General features: G+C 62.0%; 16 protein-coding genes. 2 read left to right on the top strand and 14 right to left on the bottom strand.

Features of this window, described 5'->3' with window-relative positions; translation table 11 throughout:
• Positions 1-358 precede the first annotated feature (358 nt).
• The 6 genes from VGN82_RS08255 to VGN82_RS08230 form a co-directional block, all read right to left on the bottom strand.
• Positions 359-2,338, bottom strand: coding sequence for a glycosyltransferase family 2 protein (locus tag VGN82_RS08255; protein WP_327526531.1), 1,980 nt, complete (start codon positions 2,336-2,338; stop codon positions 359-361).
• A 4-nt stretch (positions 2,339-2,342) separates the two neighbouring features.
• Positions 2,343-3,584 (bottom strand): hypothetical protein, encoded by a 1,242-nt coding sequence (locus tag VGN82_RS08250; protein WP_327526530.1) that lies wholly within the window; start codon positions 3,582-3,584, stop codon positions 2,343-2,345.
• Between the two features lie 4 nt (positions 3,585-3,588).
• A complete protein-coding gene (locus VGN82_RS08245; protein ID WP_327526529.1) occupies positions 3,589-4,839 on the bottom strand; it encodes an HlyD family secretion protein in 1,251 nt (416 codons plus the stop codon).
• A 479-nt stretch (positions 4,840-5,318) separates the two neighbouring features.
• Positions 5,319-6,077: an alpha/beta hydrolase gene (locus VGN82_RS08240; RefSeq protein WP_327526528.1), complete on the bottom strand. Its 759-nt coding sequence runs from the start codon at positions 6,075-6,077 to the stop codon at positions 5,319-5,321.
• Positions 6,078-6,194: 117 nt separating this feature from the next.
• Positions 6,195-7,652 (bottom strand): HD-GYP domain-containing protein, encoded by a 1,458-nt coding sequence (locus tag VGN82_RS08235; protein ID WP_414644234.1) that lies wholly within the window; start codon positions 7,650-7,652, stop codon positions 6,195-6,197.
• Positions 7,653-7,965: 313 nt separating this feature from the next.
• A complete protein-coding gene (locus VGN82_RS08230; protein ID WP_327526527.1) occupies positions 7,966-8,319 on the bottom strand; it encodes a hypothetical protein in 354 nt (117 codons plus the stop codon).
• Positions 8,320-8,668: 349 nt separating this feature from the next.
• Here VGN82_RS08230 and VGN82_RS08225 point away from each other — a divergent pair, with 349 nt between their 5' ends.
• The gene (locus tag VGN82_RS08225) at positions 8,669-8,848 is read left to right on the top strand and encodes a hypothetical protein (RefSeq protein ID WP_206734954.1); all 180 of its coding nucleotides are present in this window, start codon (positions 8,669-8,671) and stop codon (positions 8,846-8,848) included.
• 184 nt (positions 8,849-9,032) lie between these two features.
• On the opposite strand, the gene VGN82_RS08220 is transcribed toward VGN82_RS08225, so the two are convergent.
• From VGN82_RS08220 to VGN82_RS08205, 4 genes are all read right to left on the bottom strand, one after another.
• Positions 9,033-9,296, bottom strand: coding sequence for a S1 domain-containing protein (locus VGN82_RS08220; RefSeq protein ID WP_327526526.1), 264 nt, complete (start codon positions 9,294-9,296; stop codon positions 9,033-9,035).
• Between the two features lie 226 nt (positions 9,297-9,522).
• On the bottom strand, positions 9,523-9,900 hold the full coding sequence (locus VGN82_RS08215) for a response regulator (RefSeq protein WP_327526525.1): 378 nt from the start codon (positions 9,898-9,900) through the stop codon (positions 9,523-9,525).
• A gap of 8 nt (positions 9,901-9,908) precedes the next feature.
• Entirely contained in the window at positions 9,909-11,891 is a 1,983-nt protein-coding gene (locus VGN82_RS08210; RefSeq protein WP_327526524.1) for a GAF domain-containing protein, read from the bottom strand.
• 143 nt (positions 11,892-12,034) lie between these two features.
• On the bottom strand, positions 12,035-12,886 hold the full coding sequence (locus VGN82_RS08205) for an SDR family oxidoreductase (RefSeq protein WP_327526523.1): 852 nt from the start codon (positions 12,884-12,886) through the stop codon (positions 12,035-12,037).
• Positions 12,887-13,138: 252 nt separating this feature from the next.
• Here VGN82_RS08205 and VGN82_RS08200 point away from each other — a divergent pair, with 252 nt between their 5' ends.
• Positions 13,139-14,176 carry an HWE histidine kinase domain-containing protein gene (locus VGN82_RS08200; RefSeq protein WP_414644256.1) on the top strand — a complete coding sequence of 346 codons (1,038 nt, stop codon included), beginning with the start codon at positions 13,139-13,141 and terminating at the stop codon, positions 14,174-14,176.
• A 177-nt stretch (positions 14,177-14,353) separates the two neighbouring features.
• Here VGN82_RS08200 and VGN82_RS08195 read toward each other — a convergent pair whose 3' ends face one another.
• Genes VGN82_RS08195 through VGN82_RS08180 form a run of 4 tightly spaced genes read right to left on the bottom strand, consistent with a single transcriptional unit; the run spans position 14,354 to position 19,329 of the window.
• A complete protein-coding gene (locus VGN82_RS08195) occupies positions 14,354-15,463 on the bottom strand; it encodes a catalase family protein (RefSeq protein WP_327526521.1) in 1,110 nt (369 codons plus the stop codon).
• A 46-nt stretch (positions 15,464-15,509) separates the two neighbouring features.
• Entirely contained in the window at positions 15,510-17,789 is a 2,280-nt protein-coding gene (locus tag VGN82_RS08190) for a xanthine dehydrogenase family protein molybdopterin-binding subunit (RefSeq protein ID WP_327526947.1), read from the bottom strand.
• A 50-nt stretch (positions 17,790-17,839) separates the two neighbouring features.
• On the bottom strand, positions 17,840-18,826 hold the full coding sequence (locus VGN82_RS08185) for an FAD binding domain-containing protein (RefSeq protein WP_327526520.1): 987 nt from the start codon (positions 18,824-18,826) through the stop codon (positions 17,840-17,842).
• Positions 18,823-19,329 (bottom strand): 2Fe-2S iron-sulfur cluster-binding protein, encoded by a 507-nt coding sequence (locus VGN82_RS08180; protein ID WP_327526519.1) that lies wholly within the window; start codon positions 19,327-19,329, stop codon positions 18,823-18,825. The genes VGN82_RS08185 and VGN82_RS08180 overlap by 4 nt, the downstream gene beginning before the upstream one ends.
• Positions 19,330-19,509: the final 180 nt, after the last annotated feature.

The raw sequence follows: 19,509 nt of genomic DNA, 5'->3' as shown, positions 1-19,509 counted from the left end.
AAATCGCACTCTTCCATGAAGCCCGGCGGGCACAGGGGGGTTGCCGCTGTCGCCTAGTCAATTCGCGCCAATTCCCGGGGACGGGCCTTGCCATCGCGCGCCAAAACCGACGGTGATCGGAATCGAGTGCCGCATCGGGCTTTGTGCCAATATGCGGCGCTTCTTCGAAAGTGAATTGATCAGGCGTTCATTGAAGCGGGTACAGGCAGCCATGGGCCATCATCTGATGGACGGCTCCCGGCGAGCCGCGCTGCTTGTAAAGTGGTTCCGTGACGATCGCCGCACATTTCAAACCGTCAGGTCGAAGACGTCCTGCATCTTCACTTCGCGTCAGGCATTGAAGCCGTGGCCGACAAACTCAGCTCTGGCGAATGCCGAAAGCCCGCCTGTAAAGCCCGCTGAACGCGCCGTTGATGTCAGCCGTCGCGGCAATATTGGTCCTTGGGCCAGAGAACAGCTGGACCACCAGCTGACGATGCTCGTTAGGCTCCGGATGCAGCACGAACTCGCGGATGTCGCCCGCCCCGCCGCGCGCCGAGGCTGCGACCCAGCCGATATCTGGAATGAGAATCCGAAAGCGGATCGCCGTCTTGATTCCATCGCTCTCGCCGTCAAAGCGCAGCCGCGCACGGCGCGTCGACAGATCGATGATCGTGCATGCGCTGAATCGTCCGTCGTGCCAGATGAAGCTGCCGGCCTCGATCACGAAGCGCTCTTCCTCTCGGGGCAGTTCGAAGCAGATGAGGAATGCGACGAATGTCATGAACATCGAGAAGCCCGCCCATAACAGATTGAAGAAATCGATTGGAGAGATCTCGCTCGATGAGTAAGGGCTGATATAGGCCCAGACGACGCTGGTCGCCGACAGCAGCGTCATGCTGCCGAAGACCGCAGCCATCTTCCAGCGGACGACCATTAGCGAGCGATCGCCGCCCTTGTCCGTAACCTTGAATGGCCGCCCGAAGGGTCGGATCATCGCCGAGACGAGGGTGACGGTGATCGCCAGAGCGGTGATCGTATGCGTCACCTCCATGAATATCGGCAACGTCCGGGCTCGGGAGACCCAGCCGTTGTAAGCCCATAACGAGATCAACGCCGGAAGGCCGTAGCGTAGGAAGGTCAGGTAATCAGCCTCGAACGCCGGCAAGCCCACGAACCAGTAGATCGCCGGGGCGATCAGCATCAGCACGATGAACGGCTTACAGAACCAGTTCAGCAGCCCATGCACGAACTGCAGACGCTGGATGAAGCTGTATCCGGTCCCGAAGATCGGCCCGTCCTTCAGCAGCGCCACCTGGACGGTGCCAAGGCACCAGCGCATCCGCTGGGAGATGTATTCCGGCAGGCCTTCCGCCGACAGCCCTACACTGAGGCGCTCGTTGAGCCAATGCGTGCGATAGCCTTTTCGCATCAATGTGTAGCTCAGATTGAGGTCTTCACAGATCGCCTCGTCGGGAAAGCCGCCGATCAGCTCCAGCCGGTCGCGCCGCACCAGAAACGAGGTGCCGACGCAGAAGGCACAGCCCCAGGCATCCTTCGCGGGCTGGAAAACGTCGAAGAAGATGCGCTGATCATCGACCCAGCTGCGTTGCACCATCAGATTATGCTGGATCGGGTCGGCATTGTAGAAGAACTGCGGGGTCTGGACGACCGCGGCCTGCGGATCGTGGAGCAGCCCCACCATCCGCTTGAGGATGTTCGGCTGCGGCGCGAAATCGGCGTCGAGGACGAGAATGAGCGGCGCGTCGGTCTCGAGGGATGTGGCGCGCAGGGCATTGTTCAGGTTGCCGGCCTTGGCACCGTGGTTGTTCGCGCGCTTCAGATAGCGAGCGTCGACCTCCGCACACAGCTGCTCGACCCATGGGCGACGCGTATCGTCGAGAACCCAGACGGTCTTGGGTTCGTAATCGATCGCTAAGGCCAGCAGGATCGATTTCTCGAGAACCTCGATCGGCTCATTATAGGTGCAGATGAAGATGTCGACCGCCGGCCAGCGGTTAAGCGAGTTTCGGAGTTCGAGCGCGACGTCGGCTTCCGGAGAACGATCGATTCGCCGCAGCAGGATCATGATGGACAGAAGCGTGTAGAGGATCGCGATGAACTCGCAGGCGAAGAAGATGGTCGGCCACAGGCGCTCGACTGCCGTGCCGGCCTCGGGCAGCGTGTCGGTCCAGCGCCAGATCGTATAGATCACGATCAACCCTGCCGTAACCGTCGAGAACAGGATGCGGTCGAGCATCCGCTCGGGCTTGAGCAGGAGGCACAGCAGATAAAATCCGAGAATGACTCCGAGATCGAAGATCAGGACCGTGACGACGTCGCTGGGGGCCTCAAACATCGATCTACCCGAACCGCCGCGAGATGAAGGGATTCCAGCGGTTCGCGGCCAGCGCCGCCCAGGCCGTGGCTCCCAAGTGAGGCCGCCGGAAATAGAAGAAGTCCTCGAGCGTGCTGCCCGGCCCGATCCTCAGCCCCGTCGTCAGCCGCTCCTCCCGCGTCGCATAGAGCCAGCCGGAGGGTGCGAGCTCGGCAGCGAGGCCATTCAACAGCTCGTCGGCACTCTTCTGCTGCCCGACGACCTGGTAGGTCAGGGCGGCCTGTGCTGTTCCCTCGACCCAAAGGCCGTCTCGGTCCTCGTTGAAGTCGAACCCGCCGGCGACCGCCATGCGCGTCTCGGCGCAGGCCAGCGCCCGCCGCCAGGCCGGTGGGCCGTCCGGGACCGCAAGGACCGGCCAGAGCTGCGTATCCAGCGCGACGCGAACCGACCCGTTCATGCGCCCGTCCGGCTCCCGGCCAAGCGCAAAGCAGCCGGGCTGCTCCAGAAAGGCCTCGTCCAGGAACGCTCGCGATGAGCGCATCAGACCGGCGAAGCGCTGGTCGCCCGTGGCGCGGCCATACCAGAGCGTCACCGCGTAGACGTCGAGATTGTGCTCTGTAGATTTCCAGGCCAGCCGCGTCTGCACGGGATCGAACCCATCGACACCGCCGGCAACCCCCGCCCCAGCCGTGCCCGCCGCGTGAGCCTTGACCCAATTCATCAGCGTTCCTGTTGCCGCCAGGTAACGCGCATCGTCGGTCGTGTCTGCCAGCGTCAGGAGCGCCAGCGCGACCCAAGCGACGTTTCCAGTAGCCGTGCCGTTTTGATAGCCATCTTCCGCCCAGCCCTTGATCGCAGGCTCCCACCAGCCTGGAAGCAGCACGACCGGTTGCACGATGCCCGCCCGGTAGGCATTGCGGATCCGTCCATCGCGAAAGCCGCGATCGTGGTCGATGGCATGGACGAACGCCTCGCCGATGCGGCGAGCCTGATCGAGCGCACCGCAGGAGACCAGCGCAATGACGGCAAGCGCATTGTCGTAGGAAAAGGCTGAGCTTCGCAGCGGCAGTGGCACTGCGCCTTCGAACGGCCCGGGCTGGTAGCTAGCCAGAAAGACGGGCTGACCGTCCTTAGAGGCGGCATCGACCGCTGAGGCGAGTGACCGGCAGATCGGCTTGCCGAGCGCGTGGCGATCCTCCTGCGCCTCGGCAGTCATCGTCAGGGTCGCCAACGTCAGGACAGTCGCCAGCGCGGCCCAACGGAGCATGGCCTTAGTCTTTAGCCTTGGTGCGTGATACCGGCGCGGCCACGGCTTGGCCTCCACCGAAGATGCCGCCGATCGCATTGGAAAGCGACCGCCAGACCACAGAGGTGGACGGCACCCATCCGTTCACGCGTGTCACCGTGACCCACTGTCCGACATTGCAGGCCGTCGCGACCGAGCGCCCGGGCCGCTCCGAGGGCTGGCTCTCGACGGGATCGGGCGCGATCAGCACATAGAGTTCGCGACGCTCGGTCTGCGGGAACGGCACCGCATATTGCTGGTCCGTCTTCTCGCTGGTCTTCGGCAAGACCTCGCGCACTGTTCCAAAGCGCCTGCCAAGGCGATCTCCCTCAATGCGCAACCGGTTCCCGACACCGAGATTCTGCGCCTGGCGATAGGAGAAAATGGCCACGACGAACGCATCCTCGCAGCTCACGACCGAGGCCAGCGCGTCGCCGGCATTGACGTGGCGGCCGACAGTTGCTCCGACGGCGAGGATTTCCCCGCTGCTCTGCGCCGCGACCGACATGCCGGACAGGCTTGCAAGGCGCGTCCGCTCTGCATCCAGCAGTTTTTGCTGGTCCACGAGGCTGGCTTCCAGTTCGGTATGCTCGATCTTCAATCGCTCGGCATCGAATCCGACGTCGCGTGTCTTCTGCGCAAGAGTTGCCAAGCCGACCAGTTCGTCGCCGACGAAGATGCTCTTGGACAGCGCTTCCAGTTGGATCATCTTCTGGTTCAGCTTCGCGGTCTCGGCATCCTTCTGGAACAGGGCTGCTCGGTATTGCTGCTCGCTGGGCTTCAGCACCTGCGCGCTCGCGATGTTCCGGGCGACCAGCTCGGTCTGGCGATCGACAACCGATTTTTTCTCCAGTCCCGATGAGATCGAAGCCGATAGTTTGGCTTTCAGCTCGATGATCTGCTGATTGAATATGTTGGTCAGTTGCTCCTTCTCGGACGCGATGGCCCGATCGAGCGTCGCCAGATAGGCGAGGTTGGATTGATATTTTCGCTGAGCGGCGAGGCTGCGTTCGCGCGTCTCCGCCATCTTGCTTTCAAGCTGGATCAGCGTGGTGCGATCGACTCGCGAATTCGAGATCGTGGCGACGACAGCGCCACTCTGCAACTCCTCACCCGCGCGAACGCGTATCGAGTCGATCGTGCCGGAGATAGGTGCGGTCAGCAAAGAAATCGGGGCATTGATCACTGCCCGATCGGATTGGTCAGCGATAACTGGCGGCAGCGCGGCAGTCAGCATCAGGATAGATAGAATTCCTGCCACAACTAAGCTGAATGCCTTCAGTATGCTGGAATAATTATCTCGACGTAAATTTTCAAACGCTGATCGACGCAGAGTATTAATTCTATCAGAATTCGATTTTAGAATATCAAAAGCAACGCGTTTTGCGTTCTCAAAACTACTGGGTTTAGAATGAAACATGTCTTGCCCCAGTCAATCAGAGAAAAGACGTCAGGCATCGAGATAGACCATCATGCTGCATCGCAACAATTGCACGGTGCCTGCATTGCGCGGTGCAAGCAAGGCGATATTTTAACCAATTATTAATATTTGTGCCTAAACAAGCTGCTTTCGCGCGCTCATCCGTGTAAATTTTGTTGTCCGAAGGGGCGGGATCGCTGGCGCTCGGAAACTCATTGCGCGCATCGCTGTGTGGGTCCGCTTTCAGGCCACCCGCCAACTTCCGCTCCTGGCGCACACAGATAGCTTGAATTTCGCTATGCCGCCTTCAAGAACGCAACGACATCGTCGAGCGTGGGCGCCTGCCACTGCAATAGCCTTGAAAGCGCGGTCGCTGTGCCGGCGTGGCCTAGTCCCGGATAGATCTTCAGCGAGACCGACTTGGCACCTGCACTCTTTAGAGCCTGCGCCAAGCGCTCGCTGTTCCGCGGCAGAACAGTCGTGTCCTCCGATCCTGTTGCCAGAAAGATCGGCGGCGCGTCGCGACGTGCGAAATTGATCGGCTGCGTCCGGGCGGGGTCGCGAGCGGCTCCAAACGCCGCCTTCGTCACGTCGATGTCGAAGGGCAGAAAATCGTAAGGACCGGAGAGACCGACAGTGGATCGGATATCGCTTGCACGCATTCCGACAGCGGCAAGGTAGCGCTGATCCAATGTCAGCATCATCGCGTTGTAGGCGCCGGCCGAATGCCCCATCACGTGCAGCGCTCGCGGCTCTCCACCGGAGCGGGCGATGTTGTCGCGCACGAAGCGCAGCGCCAGCGCGCCATCCTCGATGAAGACCGGGAAGCGGACCTCGGGCACCAAGCGGTAATCCGCGATCACCGTGACGAAGCCACGTGCAGAAAGCGCGTCTCCGACAAACGAATAGGTTTCCTTGGCCCCGTTGGCCCATGAGCCGCCATAGATGAAGAAGACCACCGGCTTTTGCGCGTTCCCGCCGCCGGACGGAACATAGATGTCCATCCGCTGTCGGGGATGCGGACCATAAGCCACATCACGCGCGCCTTCGTTCACGCCGCCGGGGCGTAGGGCTGCGCAGCCAGGCAACGTAAGCCCGGCGAGTAGCGGTAGGATCGTGCGTCGGGCAATTCCGGTCGTCATAGTCGCCTGAGGCCGGGGAGACATCGCAATCTATACGCTTGGCCCGTCGGCATGGATCTGCATCCACTCCTTGGCGCGATGCGGGGAGTAGCCTGTGGGGTTTGTGGCGCAGTTTAAGCTGCGCGAGCGAGATTTCCCTCGATCGCGGCCAATGCCCGCTCCAGAGAAGCAGGTCGGATCGAAAGCCGTGCCGACATCCGCCCGCATAATACCAAGTGCGCGATCCAACGGCATCGCCGCGCGATAAGGCCGATCGGCAGTCAGCGCGTCGAACACATCGGCCACGGAGACGATACGTGTCTCGGGCGCTATCGCATCGCCCATCAAGCCACGCGGATAGCCCTTTCCGTCCAGACGCTCATGATGACTGCCGCCGATCACGGCCATCTCGCGGAACGCAGGCACGCGGGCCAGAATTGTCTCTGATAACGCGGCATGGTTGCGCATTGCCCACCACTCCGCATCATCCAGCTTCGCGTTCTTGTCGAGGATCGTGTTGGAGACACCCAGCTTTCCGACATCGTGCAGGAGGGCAGCTCGCTTAAGCCAGCGACGACGTTCCGAGGTAAATTCGAGCTCGGCCGCGATCATGTCTGCGTAGACCGCGACCCGCTCGGAGTGGCCGGAGGTGAAGGGGCTTTTGGCATCAATGATCTGAGCAAACGCACGGGCGATGTCGTCGAGATAGTCCTCGTCGACGACGATCGGGCTGGGTGGTGCCAGCTTGAAGACAGCTTCCTCGATGCCTTCCGAGGCCAAGGTCTCCCAGAATCCGGGCTCGGCCGCGGCCGCCTCGAAGGAGGCGACGATTTGAGGATCGAACCATGTACCCGAGCGCGCTCGCACCTCCGCGATGGCGGCCGCGGGGCCCGCTGTCGCGTGAAACACATCCACGACCTGCGCGAGGAGCGCCACGCGGGCATAGAGGGGGATCGCTGGGCCGGCGACACGGTCGGGCCGTCCACCGCCGTCCCAGTGTTCGTCGAGGGCGTGGATGGCTTCGCAAACGCTCGCCGGAAAGCGCAGTTGTCGAGCGATCTCAGCGCCGCGCTGACAGCGTGTCTGGATCAGGTCTTGGACGATGGCCCCGCCATTCTGAAGGATGTTGAGCACCGCGCGAAAGCGTTCGGCTAGTCCCGACTTTAGGCCGGTATGGGAGAATACGAAGCCGAGCACCTTCGGCAGACTGTCGCTAACCGTCTTGAAGTCGCGCTTGAAGCTGAGGTCGTCCGAAAGATAGAGTTCGCAGATGCGCGCCGCATTACTGGAGCAGCCGAGATCCTTCAGCATCACCGTGTGGTAGAGTTCCCAGAGCTGTAGTTCGGGCAGGGACACTTTGCGGCCGACGTGAAAGCCGATCCATGTAGCCCGTACGCAATGCCCGACGGGCTGGCCCTCCGTAAGGTCGAGAGCGTGACTCAAGGCTCCGAGAATTTCCGAGAGCTGAACGGTCCCGGAGTCCCCTTCATCGCCTGACACGATCCGCATCGCTATTGTCCAGCCAATCGCCCTTCCCAGCGCAGAAATAGCTGCACAACTTTATCAAAGCGTTGCGCTATAACCGCTTCAGCCTGGACATCTAACGGACCATAGGATCGACACGAAGGCGCGCCTTGCTGCCCCCCGGGAGCAACCTAGGTCGAGCCCGCTCCTCCCGAATGGCCAACGGTGCTTTGCGAAGAAGCTGAACGTGGATCCTTCCAGCGTCGGCTGTGGACCGAGAGTGGCCACTCGGCCTCAGCAATCGGACGGTCCGCTTTCCGGCAATATCCCAATGTCAGGAAGTGGCGCCGCCCAGCCATCACCGAGGCATCAGATCGAAAAGTCGCGCATTGGCAGGTTGCCTGATCTGGTTAGCGCACCAAACCACAGCGCCTTGCCCGCGAACTTCGTCGAACCTTCGCTTCAGCTCGCTATCGAGCGCAATTCGACCGGCTTCCGGCCCGAGTACCTCATTGGCCGCGTCGGTCATCGCTTTCGCCGCCTTGGTCGCCAACTCGATATTGACGCGCTGAGTTGGCGGACAGAACTCCAAGATTGCGGCGTAGAGGCTGGCTGATCGGGCAATGCCTTCAGTCGTGATTTTTTGAGCCGTGGCGGGTGTCGTCAGGATGAAGATCGCCACCATGACGGCGACGCGCATTTTGGTAGACATCGACGTCATTCTTAAATGTCCGATGGCTGGTCTGGGGCGCTCTACCGCCATAGCGCAATCAGGCAGGGCCAAGGCGCGCCTGCGAAACTACTCACTGGAAAATTGATCCTTCCGCGGCATTGCAATGCGGCATTTTTTCGCTGCGCGGATGCGTTGACCGTGGAGTTTGGTCACCCGGAAGGCGGCGTTCGAGGTTGGACCAACGTTTGCGAAGGTTCGGTCCCCGGCAAGCACCCAAATTCTGCTCCTGGCGCGACCCGGTGGTTGACCTCGGTACAATTCGGTCAATTTCATCGCGGTACTGTTATAGATCAGATCATCAAGTGCGAGCACGCTGCAGGAGCGGATTGTGACCGAGCGATTTGAACGGCACCGCCAACCCTGGACCTCTGAGGAGCTCCAGAAACTGAAATTGCTTGCTGGAAAGGGCATGGCCCTGAAGGCGATTGCGAAAGCAATGACCCGCAGCGAAGAGTCCATAAAGGATCGTGCAAAGCTCGACGGCATCGGTATCGCCAAACTCCGCTAGCGTAGGAGGTTCTGGAGGCGACATCTCGCGTCAGAGCCGCAGGCGTCCGCTCTCGGGATAGGCGGCGACATCAGCTTGTGGCGCGACAATACCCGAGACGTCAGCGGGCGAAGCAAGCGCAGGTCGCAAGCAGAGGCGTTTGGCCAAACGGATCACGCTGGGCTCGCTTACAGTCCTCTTATGCTCAAGCGGCGGCCAAGTCGTCTGGAGGCAGTACCCGGCCGATAACAGCCAAATGGCGGTCGCTGAAATTTACGACCGCAAAGACAACCTCGGCTCCGTCTTCGCATTGCAACGTCAGACGCCCCCAAAGTGCAGATGGATCTATTTCGGTGGTGTCACAGAGCAGGTAGCCTGTCCGAGTGTCGTCGTAGTCACCGCCGAACTGGTAGTCGACGGCAATCCTGCCCGCGCGGCGCAGCAGGAGCGAGCCTTTTCCGGTGATCATCGAGTGTCTCCACCTGGCGGCGTCAATACGCGCCGCTAGCGGTCATTTCCAAACGAGGCATGGAGACAACTGCAGGATCGATCATGCTCCTTTCGCGTGGCGTGTTTATGTCATTGTTGGAAACCCGGGCCGCAGAGAGTGGTCGACAACGTCCGGTTCCGGACCGCGAGCCAACGTCCGAGACTGGCGCATTTCGCCTTGACCAGTGACGGTGGTTCTAAGTCCATTATGCCACAAAACTTTGCAATGCGGCCTTGACCGCCCGAGGGCTATACGGCTTGGCAAAGAACAGGCCGCGATCCGGCATGTCGTCCTCGTGCACGGTGCGGTGTCCCGAGACGATGATGATTTCAATCGGCGGCCAGCGGTCGCGAGCAATCTGGGCAAGCTTCACGCCGTCCATGGATCCAGGCATGTCGATGTCTGTGAACAGGATGTGGATATCAGGGCGCGAAAGCAGGATTTTGATAGCCTCGTCAGCATTCGTGGCCTCGACTGCTTCGAAGCCGGCCTGTTCAATCAGATCGACCGCGTCCATCATCAGAATTGGCTCGTCCTCGACCACGAGGACGATCTGTCTGGCGGGGACCTGCGCGGTAGCCATGGGGCGCCTCAATGCTGGGTAAGCAGACTCAACGGAGCCAGGAAAGTCCCCACCAGCCCAGTTGAATCGTAACTGAGCTCTGCCTTGCCGGTTCCGACCAGGCCGGACGAAATCAGCCGCGACCCGAAACCCTTGCGCTCAGGTGAAATCGCGGGCGGACCGCCGATCTCGCGCCATATCAGTCGCAGCATCGCCTCGCTGGTCTCGCGCTCGACCGACCAAGCAATCTCGATCTTGCCTTCGGGCACCGAGAGGGCGCCGTACTTGATCGCGTTGGTCGCGAGCTCATGCAGCAGCATCGATAGCGAAAGAGCTGCCTTGGGACCAAGCTTGACGTCAGGTCCAATGGCCGAAATGCGCTCCGACTTAGCATGCAGCGCGAGACCGCTCTCGATGACGGTGCGGATGCGCGCTGAAGACCAGCTGTTTTGGAGCAGGACGTCATGGGCGCTGGCCAGAGCGAGCAGCCGGGCGTGGAAGGCCTCGACCGCTTCCTTCTCTGTGACACCACGCAAGGTCTGCTTGGCGATGGCGGCAACCATGGCGAGCGTGTTCTTCAGGCGATGGCTGAGCTCCTGATTGAGAAGCGCCTGCTCCTCCTCCGCCCGGATTCTGGCGACACCGGCGTAGACACGCTCGGCAACCGCTTCGACGAACGCGACCTCCGCCGGCGTCCAGGTCCGGGCCGTCTCGTGATGGACGAAAAAGCAGCCGATCAGCTGAGCTCGCCGCATCAGCGGGATCTTGATCTTGGCGTTGGTGCCGATGACAGCGTAGCCCTCGCTGTCGCCGCGCAGCCAATGCGCGGCCGCAATGTTTGACACGACCAAAGGTTGCCCCGTGCGCAGGAACTTGGCCGTGCCATGAAACGCCGCGAGGCTGTGGTGGCCGACGAGACTCTCTATGCCCGGAGCGCACCAATCCGACTGAACGTCGAACAAGTCGGCGGGGATGTCGATCGCCGCATAGCCCACCCGGCTCACGCTCAAATTCTCGCCGAGCATCCGCGCTGCCTCGCCGACAATTTCGGAGACGCTTTCAGCCTCCCGGATCATCTCGCCGAGATCGATCAACACCTGCTGACGCAGTTCGGCGAGCTTGCGCTCGGTGATGTCCGACACCGTCCCTGTGAAGCGAAGCGGAGAGCCGTCTGCGCCGGTGATGAAGCCACCGCGACGGGCGATCCAGCGCAGTGCGCCGTCATGTGCGCGTTTGATGCGGTACTCGGTCATAAGCTGGCTGACGCCAGCTGTTCGATCGTCTCGGTTCGATTGCTTGCCCTGGTCGTCCGGGATCAGAAGTTTTTCGAAGACGCCCGCATCGTAAGCTGGTGCGGGTTCGACGCCGAAGATCCGGCACATCTCTGCGGAGGGCGTGATCTCGTTCGTCGCGAGATCGATGTCGAAGATGCCGACCCGCCCCGCTTCAGTCGCCGCTTGCGACCGTTCCGCGCTCTCCCGTTCAAGGGCGTTGCTCGCCTCCCGGTAAAGCGAGCCGATCCGCATTTCGATCAGTGCAACGGCCTGATCGGCAAGGCCCTCCAGAACTTTGACCTGAGCCGCGTTCAAGCCTTTCGGGCGAGGTTCGGTATCGATGACGCAAAGCGTGCCGATGGCATGGCCGTCCGACGTCTTCAGCAGAGCCCCGGCGTAAAAGCGGATACCTGGGTTATCGGTGACGAGCGGATTGGCGGCGGTTCTGAGATCGAGCGACAGATCGGGGATGATCAGCGTCGAACCGTGCCGAAGAGCATGCGCGCAGACGGAACTGTCGAGGTTCGTCTCACAGGGCTCGAAGCCGCTGCGTGCCTTGAACCACTGCCCGTCCTTGTCGACCAGGCTGATCAACGCGGTCGGCGTGTTGCAGACCGTCCTCGCGATCGACACCAGCCCATCGAAGGCTGGTTCCGGCGCGGTGTCAAGAATGTCGAGGTTACGGAGCTTTTCGAACCTGGCTGCTTCGCCCGTGACAGATAGCGGTGGGATGGTCATCGAGCAGGTCGTCCGGTCTCGCTTTGCCATCAATCGCGGGCGCGCGAGCATAGCTATGCCAACGCCGCCCGTGAATGTCATTTGCTATGCGCTAGCCCCCGTCGCGGTCGAAACCGAACAGGACGGACGTTGCCCTTCCAGATTTAGCCGTTGACGATCGTTCCGCCGTTCGGATGTAGCACCTGACCCGAGATATAGCTGGCATCTTCACAGGCTAGGAACAAGAAGCTCGGCGCGACCTCGTTCGGCTGCCCAGGGCGCTTCATCGGCGTGCCTTCCCCGAAATGCTTCAGCTTCTCCGGGCTGGCGCCGCCCATCGGATTGAGCGGCGTCCAGATCGGACCCGGCGCGACCGCATTGACGCGAATGCCATCACCGATGAGATTTTCGGAGAGCGCGCGGGTGAACGATGTGATGGCGCCCTTTGTAGAGCTGTAATCCAGCAATTCAGGTGAGCCCTGATAGCTCGTGATGGACGTGCAATTCACAATCGCGGCGCCCTTCTTCAGATGCGGGCGAGCTGCCTGAGTCATGAAGAACATGCCGAATATGTTTGTTTGAAACGTCCGCCGCAGTTGGGCCTCGGTAATGTCGCGAATGTCCTGGTCTGGATGTTGCTCGCCGGCATTGTTTACGAGGATATCCAGACGGCCGAATTCAGCAATCGTCGAATCGATCGCGCCCTCGCAAAAGGTCTTGTCACCGACATCGCCGGCAATCGCGATGGCGCGGCGTCCTTCCTGCTCGACGATGCCGATCGTTTGCTTGGCATCCTCATGTTCAGAAAGATAGACGATCGCGATGTCCGCCCCCTCGCGCGCATAGAGTGCAGCGACCGCCCGGCCGATGCCACTGTCGGCACCAGTGATCAGGGCAACCCGGCCGTGCAAGCGCCCCGAGCCAGGATACCGAGGCTGCCAGGCCGGCTTGGGGTCAAGTTCGTGCTCATTGCCCGGCAGGCCGTCTTCATGGATCATTTTTGCCTTGGCGCTCATGGCATCCTCCTATGCTTGGAGAGCCAACCGAGATACCGCCAAAGAGTTCAATCGAAACGCGGCCAATCGCGGATTCTGTTTCCGAAAAAAAACTTCCCCGGACCGTCGCGGCAGATCGCCAGCGCATTACCAGTCGGCAGTATCGATTTCGCCTGCTAACGTTGCCGCCAAGACAGGTGGCGGGTGAGGCAAGGGATTGTGGCGCAAGATGTGAAGGAGGTAGCGCGCCTTGAAGCGCTTTTCTCTTACGACATGCTGGATACTCCGCGCGAGAGTGACTTCGACGAGATTGCGGAACTCGCCTCGAAAATCTGCGAGACGCCCATCGCCGTGGTCAATCTCATTGCCGACGGCCGGCAGTTCTTCAAAGCCGAGGTGGGACTGGGCGTTCGTGAGACGCCGCTCGACTCGTCCTTTTGTGCCAAGGCGATACTCGAGGAAGACTTCCTGGTCGTTCAAGACGCTACGAAGGACCCCCGCTTCGACTGCAATCCGCTTGTAACGGGCGAGCCTGGTCTGCGGTTTTATGCCGGCGCGCTACTCAAGACGGCTGACGGGTATCCGATTGGCACGGTCTGCGTGCTCGACTTCAAGGCGCGGCCGCTCAGCCCGCTCCAGGAAACGACCTTGCGTGTGTTGGCACGGCAGGTGATGCGGCAGCTGGAGTTACGGCGGGTACTGCGCGAGCGCGACGAGGCTCAGGCGCAGCAGACGATCCTGAACAAGGAAATTGTACACCGAATGAAAAACACGCTGGCAATGGTCCAGGCCATCGCCAGCCAGACTCTGAAGGGCGTCACCGAACAGGACGCCGTCGAGGCGCTGGCACGTCGGATCGCTGCCCTTGGGACGGCGCATGACCAGTTGATGCAGGAGAACTGGACGGCAGCTCCGCTCCGCAGGATCGTTCGCCTACTTCTCAACCTCCACGATACCGAGGGGCGCATCGAATCGGACGGTCCAGACATCGAGCTCGGCCCGCGCGCCACGCTGTCGATTTCGCTTTTGCTGCACGAACTCGCGACGAACGCGGCTAAATACGGAGCCCTGTCCGCTCCAAACGGTAGGGTACTCCTGTCATGGCGTGTCGAGGACGGCGGCGATCCCACTATGATTATGAACTGGGAGGAGCGCGACGGGCCCGTTATCTCGGAACCGGAGGTCAAGAGCTTCGGAACCCGCCTCATTCGGCTTGGCCTGGTCGGTAAGGGCGGCGTTGAGAAAAGCTATCCGCCGACAGGTTTCGTCGCCGAGTTCCGGGCGACGCTCGAAGATATTCACGCTGTCTGAGCTTTGATCACACGCCCCTCGGCGCCCATTTATGATCCGACGCAGCGATCTGCCCGGGGAGATGTTCAGAGCCCACAAAAACAGTTCCGCAGCGGCGCGCATGACAGCGCAGACGCAGACCTGCATCGCCTTTGCGATCGTGGTGATCGGGCAACCTTCTTTTCAGCGGGCGCGGCATCAGCCGGGAATGTCCTCGCGCCGCTTCGGTTCCATTATCGGGCAACCGTCTCGCTCGGCTCGGAACCGAGCGGACATCCTGTAGGCGGGTTTGCGCAGCCTCATGATCGATCCGAGCGGACGATGGGCGGCAAGACCATGCCAAGGCGCGAAGGAAAGCCCATCGTCGAATGCTTTCGACTTTGCCTCACTCCAGGCCTCCTGCGGCTCGACGATCACACGCGCCACGGTGATGAACGGGCTTTTCTCTTCGGACCATTGCACCGTCGAGTCCTCGACCGGCATTGTTTCGAGATCGGTGCAGAGCTGGGCTCGTAATTCCCATACCGCGCCATTGTCTCTGAAAAACTCGTTGGCTGCCTGGCGAAGCCCATCCGGCTTATCGGCGAGATCAACCTGGGCATTCGTCAAAGCCGCGAGTTCCGGCGACACGGGAAAGAGCGCGAACTTGGCGATGTAGTCGCCGTAAAGCAGCGGGGCCTGCGTGTGGTAGGTTTCGCCAAGCGGATTTGTTTCCGGATGCCCACCCAATGCGACCAACGTGGCGCTCTTTGACCCACCCGCCTCGATCAAGCTCTCAACGCTCTGCAAAACCGTGGAGACGACCTTCTTGGCGCCCTCGAGCTTATCAGTCGTGGCCGCGACTAGCTTCAGGTTCTTCAGAAAGGCTTTCCCGGTCGGCGTCGCGAAAACCGGCCCATTGACCATCAGGAAGTCCTGCGTCGTCTCGTCTTCCGAGCCGCTCAGCCGCTCTCCAGGCACGCCGATGATCTTCAGGGCCAAGCCGCGCGGCAGCGAGACATTGTCGTCGAGCACGTCGCCGGGAATGGTCGAAACTCGCATGACCACCGGATAAGTCGCAGGCGTCGCAAAAAGGCCTTGCGCGAGCACTGGCGGTAGACCCGGCAGAATCTCGATCTCACCATGGAGAAGTGCGTGGCTCTTCGCATGCACGCTGCGGAGCGGACGCCCACCGTTCTCATATGTCGTCTCGCTGATCGAACGGAGGGTTGCGAGCAATTCCTCGGCCGTTGTGGCCTCGCCGTCTTCCGGTTGCTCGACAGCCACATGGTATCTGAGCGGGGCGATGGGCGGAGCTGACTGCGGCATGGCTGGATGTCCTTGAACTGGCGTTGCGGGAGGTCGGGGCAGCGGATCACATCAGCTTATCGAGGGTGATCGGCAGATCCCGCACGCGCTTGCCGGTGGCGTTGAAGATCGCGTTGGCGACCGCCGCGCCGGTTCCGGTGATGCCGATCTCACCAACGCCGCGCGCGCCCATCGGTGTGTGCGGATCGGGGATGTCGGTCCAAATCACGTCGATCTCCGGCACGTCGAGATGAACAGGCACGTGATATTCGGCGAGGCTCGGGTTCATGACGCGCCCGTTACGCTCGTCGAACTGGGTCTCCTCCATCAGGGCGAGCCCCATCCCCATGATGATGCCGCCTCGGAACTGGCTCGCGGCGGTTTTCGGATTGAGGATGCGGCCGCAATCGAAGGAGCCGAGGAAGCGAGAGACCCGCGGTTCGCCCGTGACAGCGTTGACCCGGACCTCGCAGAACATCGCGGCGTGGCTGTGCATCGACCAGTGCATGATTTCGAGTGGCTGCGGTGGCGCCGCTTCCACCGTGAGGGCTTCGCGTTGAGCGCGGCTTAGGATCGAGGCGTAAGTTTCAAAGCGTTCGGGCGCGTCGCGCTTGCATAAGCCCGCATTGCGGGCGCCAACGTCCTCCGCCTTCAATCCGGCCAGCGGCGAGTCATTGCCGGCGAGCGTCAGGAGCTCAGCGACCAGCTTATTGTAGACCGCGATCATGGACGCGCCGATCGCGGCGGTCTGCTGAGATCCGCCAGCCATCACCACACCTGGCAGCGTGGAATCACCGTAGTTGAAGCGGATCTTTTCCATCGGCAGGCCGAGCCTTTCAGCTGTGACCTGCGTCTGCACCGTGGCCGTGCCCATACCCATCTCGTGGGCGGCAATGTCGACGATCGCTTGGCCGTCGCGCGTCAGCGTCAGCCGTGCGGCGCCGCCGGGCATGCGATAATAGGGATAGGTGCCGGTCGCGCAGCCCATGCCGACGAGCCATTCGCCGTCTCGCACCGCGCCGGGCTGGGGGTTGCGCCGGCTCCAGCCGAAGCGCTCGGCGCCTGCCTGCCACGCCTCTACGATATGGCGCGCCGAGAAGGGCAGGCCCGAGGTTGGGTCCTCCTTCGGCTCGTTGCGGATGCGCAATTCGACTGGGTCGATCCCGAGTTCGTGGGCGAGTTCGTCCAGCGCGCATTCGAGTGCGAAGGTGCCAACGGCCTCGCCTGGCGCGCGCATGAAGGTGTTGCCCAGCATGTCGAGCTCAACCTGCTGCACGTCGAGCAGGATCGTCTCCGAGGCATAGGCGCTGCGCGTCGGCAGGATGAAGGGCTCGGGCATACCGTTATGCGGTGTCTTCGCCGTCACGCCGCTATGGATGAGGGCGGTCAGCCTGCCGTGGGGGTCAGAGCCGAGCGCCACCCGCTGTTTTGTTGGCGAACGGCCGCCGACGACGCGGTAGACGCCCTCGCGTGACAGGACGAGGCGCACCGGCCGGCCGACCAGCTTCCCCGCCGCGGCGGCGAGGATATGATGCTGCCAGAGGGTCTTGCTGCCGAAGCCCCCGCCGACGAAGGGTGAGGTCACGACAACCTGCTCCTCGGAGAGTTCGAAAACCTGCGCCAGCGTCCAGGCCGCATGGGCAACCATCTGCTGGGTGTCGTGAACGCGAAGCGTCTCGCCTTGCCAGGCTAGCGTGACGGCGTGGAGCTCAATCGGGTTATGATTATGGCGTGGCGTCGTATAGACCGCATCAACCTTGACCGGCGCCTCGGCGAGGGCCACCTCGGCATCGCCCTTGGCGTCGTGCAGCGGCTGGCCCATGAACGCTGCCGTCCGCGTGCCGCGCGCCTCCGCCTGTGCAAAATCGGTTTCTGCCGCTTCGGATTCATAGGTGACGCGGATCAGCGATATGGCGTGATCGGCCTCTTCCTGCGTCTCGGCGAGCACGACGGCGAGCGGCTGGCCGTTCCAATGGATGCGCTCGTCCTGCATTACCGGCAGATTATCACCGCCCGCGGCTTTCGCCGCCGACATGAACAGCGGTGTTGGCTTCAGTCTCGGAGCAGTGCGATGCGTCATGACCAGGACGACGCCCGATGAGGCCTCGGCCGCGGTGGTGTCTAGGGTTGCAATCCGGCCCTTCGCGACGGTGCTATAGGCGATGGCCGCATACACCATTCCGTGCATCGGGAATTCCGCCGCAAAGGGCGCGCTACCGGTGACCTTGAGCGGACCGTCGAGCCGCGAGATAGGCTTGCCAATAAGTCCGTGGCGGTGCTCGATCATCGGGTCTGGCTCGCCGCCGGGGATCCAGCTATCGGGCGCGAGCGCGACGGCCTTGGCCATAGCGGCCTGCGCCACGCCCTGGGCAAGCTGCTTGGCGTCTTCGATGATGCTCATGCGAGGTCTCCTGCCAGCTTCTCGAGTGTCGCGACCATCGTGCGGCGCATAAGTTCGATCTTGAAGCCGTTGTCCCTCACCGGCTCTGCCCCGGCGAGTTCGGCTTCAGCCGCGACGGAAAAGGCGGCCGCATCGGCGCGCGCGCCGCGCAAAGCTTCTTCGGCCTTCCGGGCTCGCCAGGGCTTATGGGCCACCCCGCCAAGGGCGATCCGCACATCCGAAACCCGGCCATCCTCGACCGAGAGCGCTGCGGCGACCGAGACGAGAGCGAAGGCGTAGCTCGCCCGGTCGCGCACCTTGCGGTAGTTGGATCGCGCTGCGAGCGACGAAGCGGGCAGCGTGATGCTGGTGATCAACTCGCCGGGTTGGAGCTGCGTCTCCAGATCGGGCCGCTCGCCTGGCAACCGATAGAATTCGGTCAGCCGAACGTTGCGTTCCCCCTTGGTGCTGTTCAGATGCACCACGGCATCGAGGGCCACCAGGGCGACGGCCATGTCCGAAGGATGGGTCGCGATGCAAGATGAGGAAGCGCCGAGGATGGCATGGTTGCGGCTGAAGCCGCCGATGGCTTCGCAGCCCGCGCCGGGCTCGCGCTTGTTACAGCGTGAGCCGTCATCGTCGTAAAAGTAGCTACAGCGTGTGCGCTGAAGCAGATTGCCTCCCACAGTCGCCATGTTTCGAATCTGCGCGCTCGCTCCCGACAGGATCGCGCGCGCGAGCATGGGGTAACGCCTGCGCACGAGACGATGTTCGGCCAAAGCCGTATTGCGAGCGGCCGCGCCGATAACGAGCCCGCCATCGTCATCCTCCGCGATCTCCGTCGAGAGTCCGGTCACGTCGACGAGCCTCTGCGGCCGCTCGATTGTCTCGCGCATCAAGTCGACAAGATTGGTGCCGCCACCGAGATATTTGGCCGCGGGCACGGCTCCGCGGCGCACCGCATCGGCTACGTCCACGGCACGCTCGTAGCTGAACGGGTTCATCGCGCGGCCTCCCCAAAGACGGATTTGATGGCGTCGATGATGCCGTTATGGGCGCCGCAGCGGCAGAGATTGCCACTCATGCGCTCGCGTAGCTCGTCTCGATTGGGCTCGATCGCGTCGGCGCCGAGATCCTGGGTGACATGGCTTGGCAAGCCGCGTCTCAGCTCTTCGTCCATCGCGACCGCCGAGCAGATCTGGCCGGGCGTGCAATAGCCGCATTGGAAGCCGTCATGCTCGATGAAAGCCTGCTGGAGCGGAGCGAGCGCATCGAGCTCGCCGAGCCCCTCTATCGTGGTGATATCGCGGTCTTGATACTGCACTGCCAAGGCGAGGCAAGAATTGATGCGCTGCCCGTCGGCCAGCACGGTGCAGGCTCCGCAGGCGCCTTGATTGCAGCCTTTCTTCGAGCCGGTCAGGCCGAGATGATCGCGTAGAAGATCAAGCAGGGATGTTCGAGGATCGACATCGATCTCGATAGACGCCCCGTTGACGGAGAACCGCATGCCACGCTCCCGGACTGGATTTTCTCTTCACTCCAGTTCGCAAACGCAGCGGCCGCTAATCTGTTCACTCCCATCTTTTCTCAAAGCGGCGCGATTGAAACCGTGATCGTCGTGCCCGCTTCCGGACGGATCCGATTAAGCGCGCGCTCGTGCATTGCAGGGATCACAACGGCCCCCGAT

This window comes from Allobosea sp., assembly GCF_035999205.1.
In the GTDB taxonomy this organism is placed as follows: domain Bacteria; phylum Pseudomonadota; class Alphaproteobacteria; order Rhizobiales; family Beijerinckiaceae; genus Allobosea.
The sequence above is the reverse complement of the archived record's forward strand: the minus strand, read 5'-3'. Positions and strand labels throughout refer to the sequence as shown.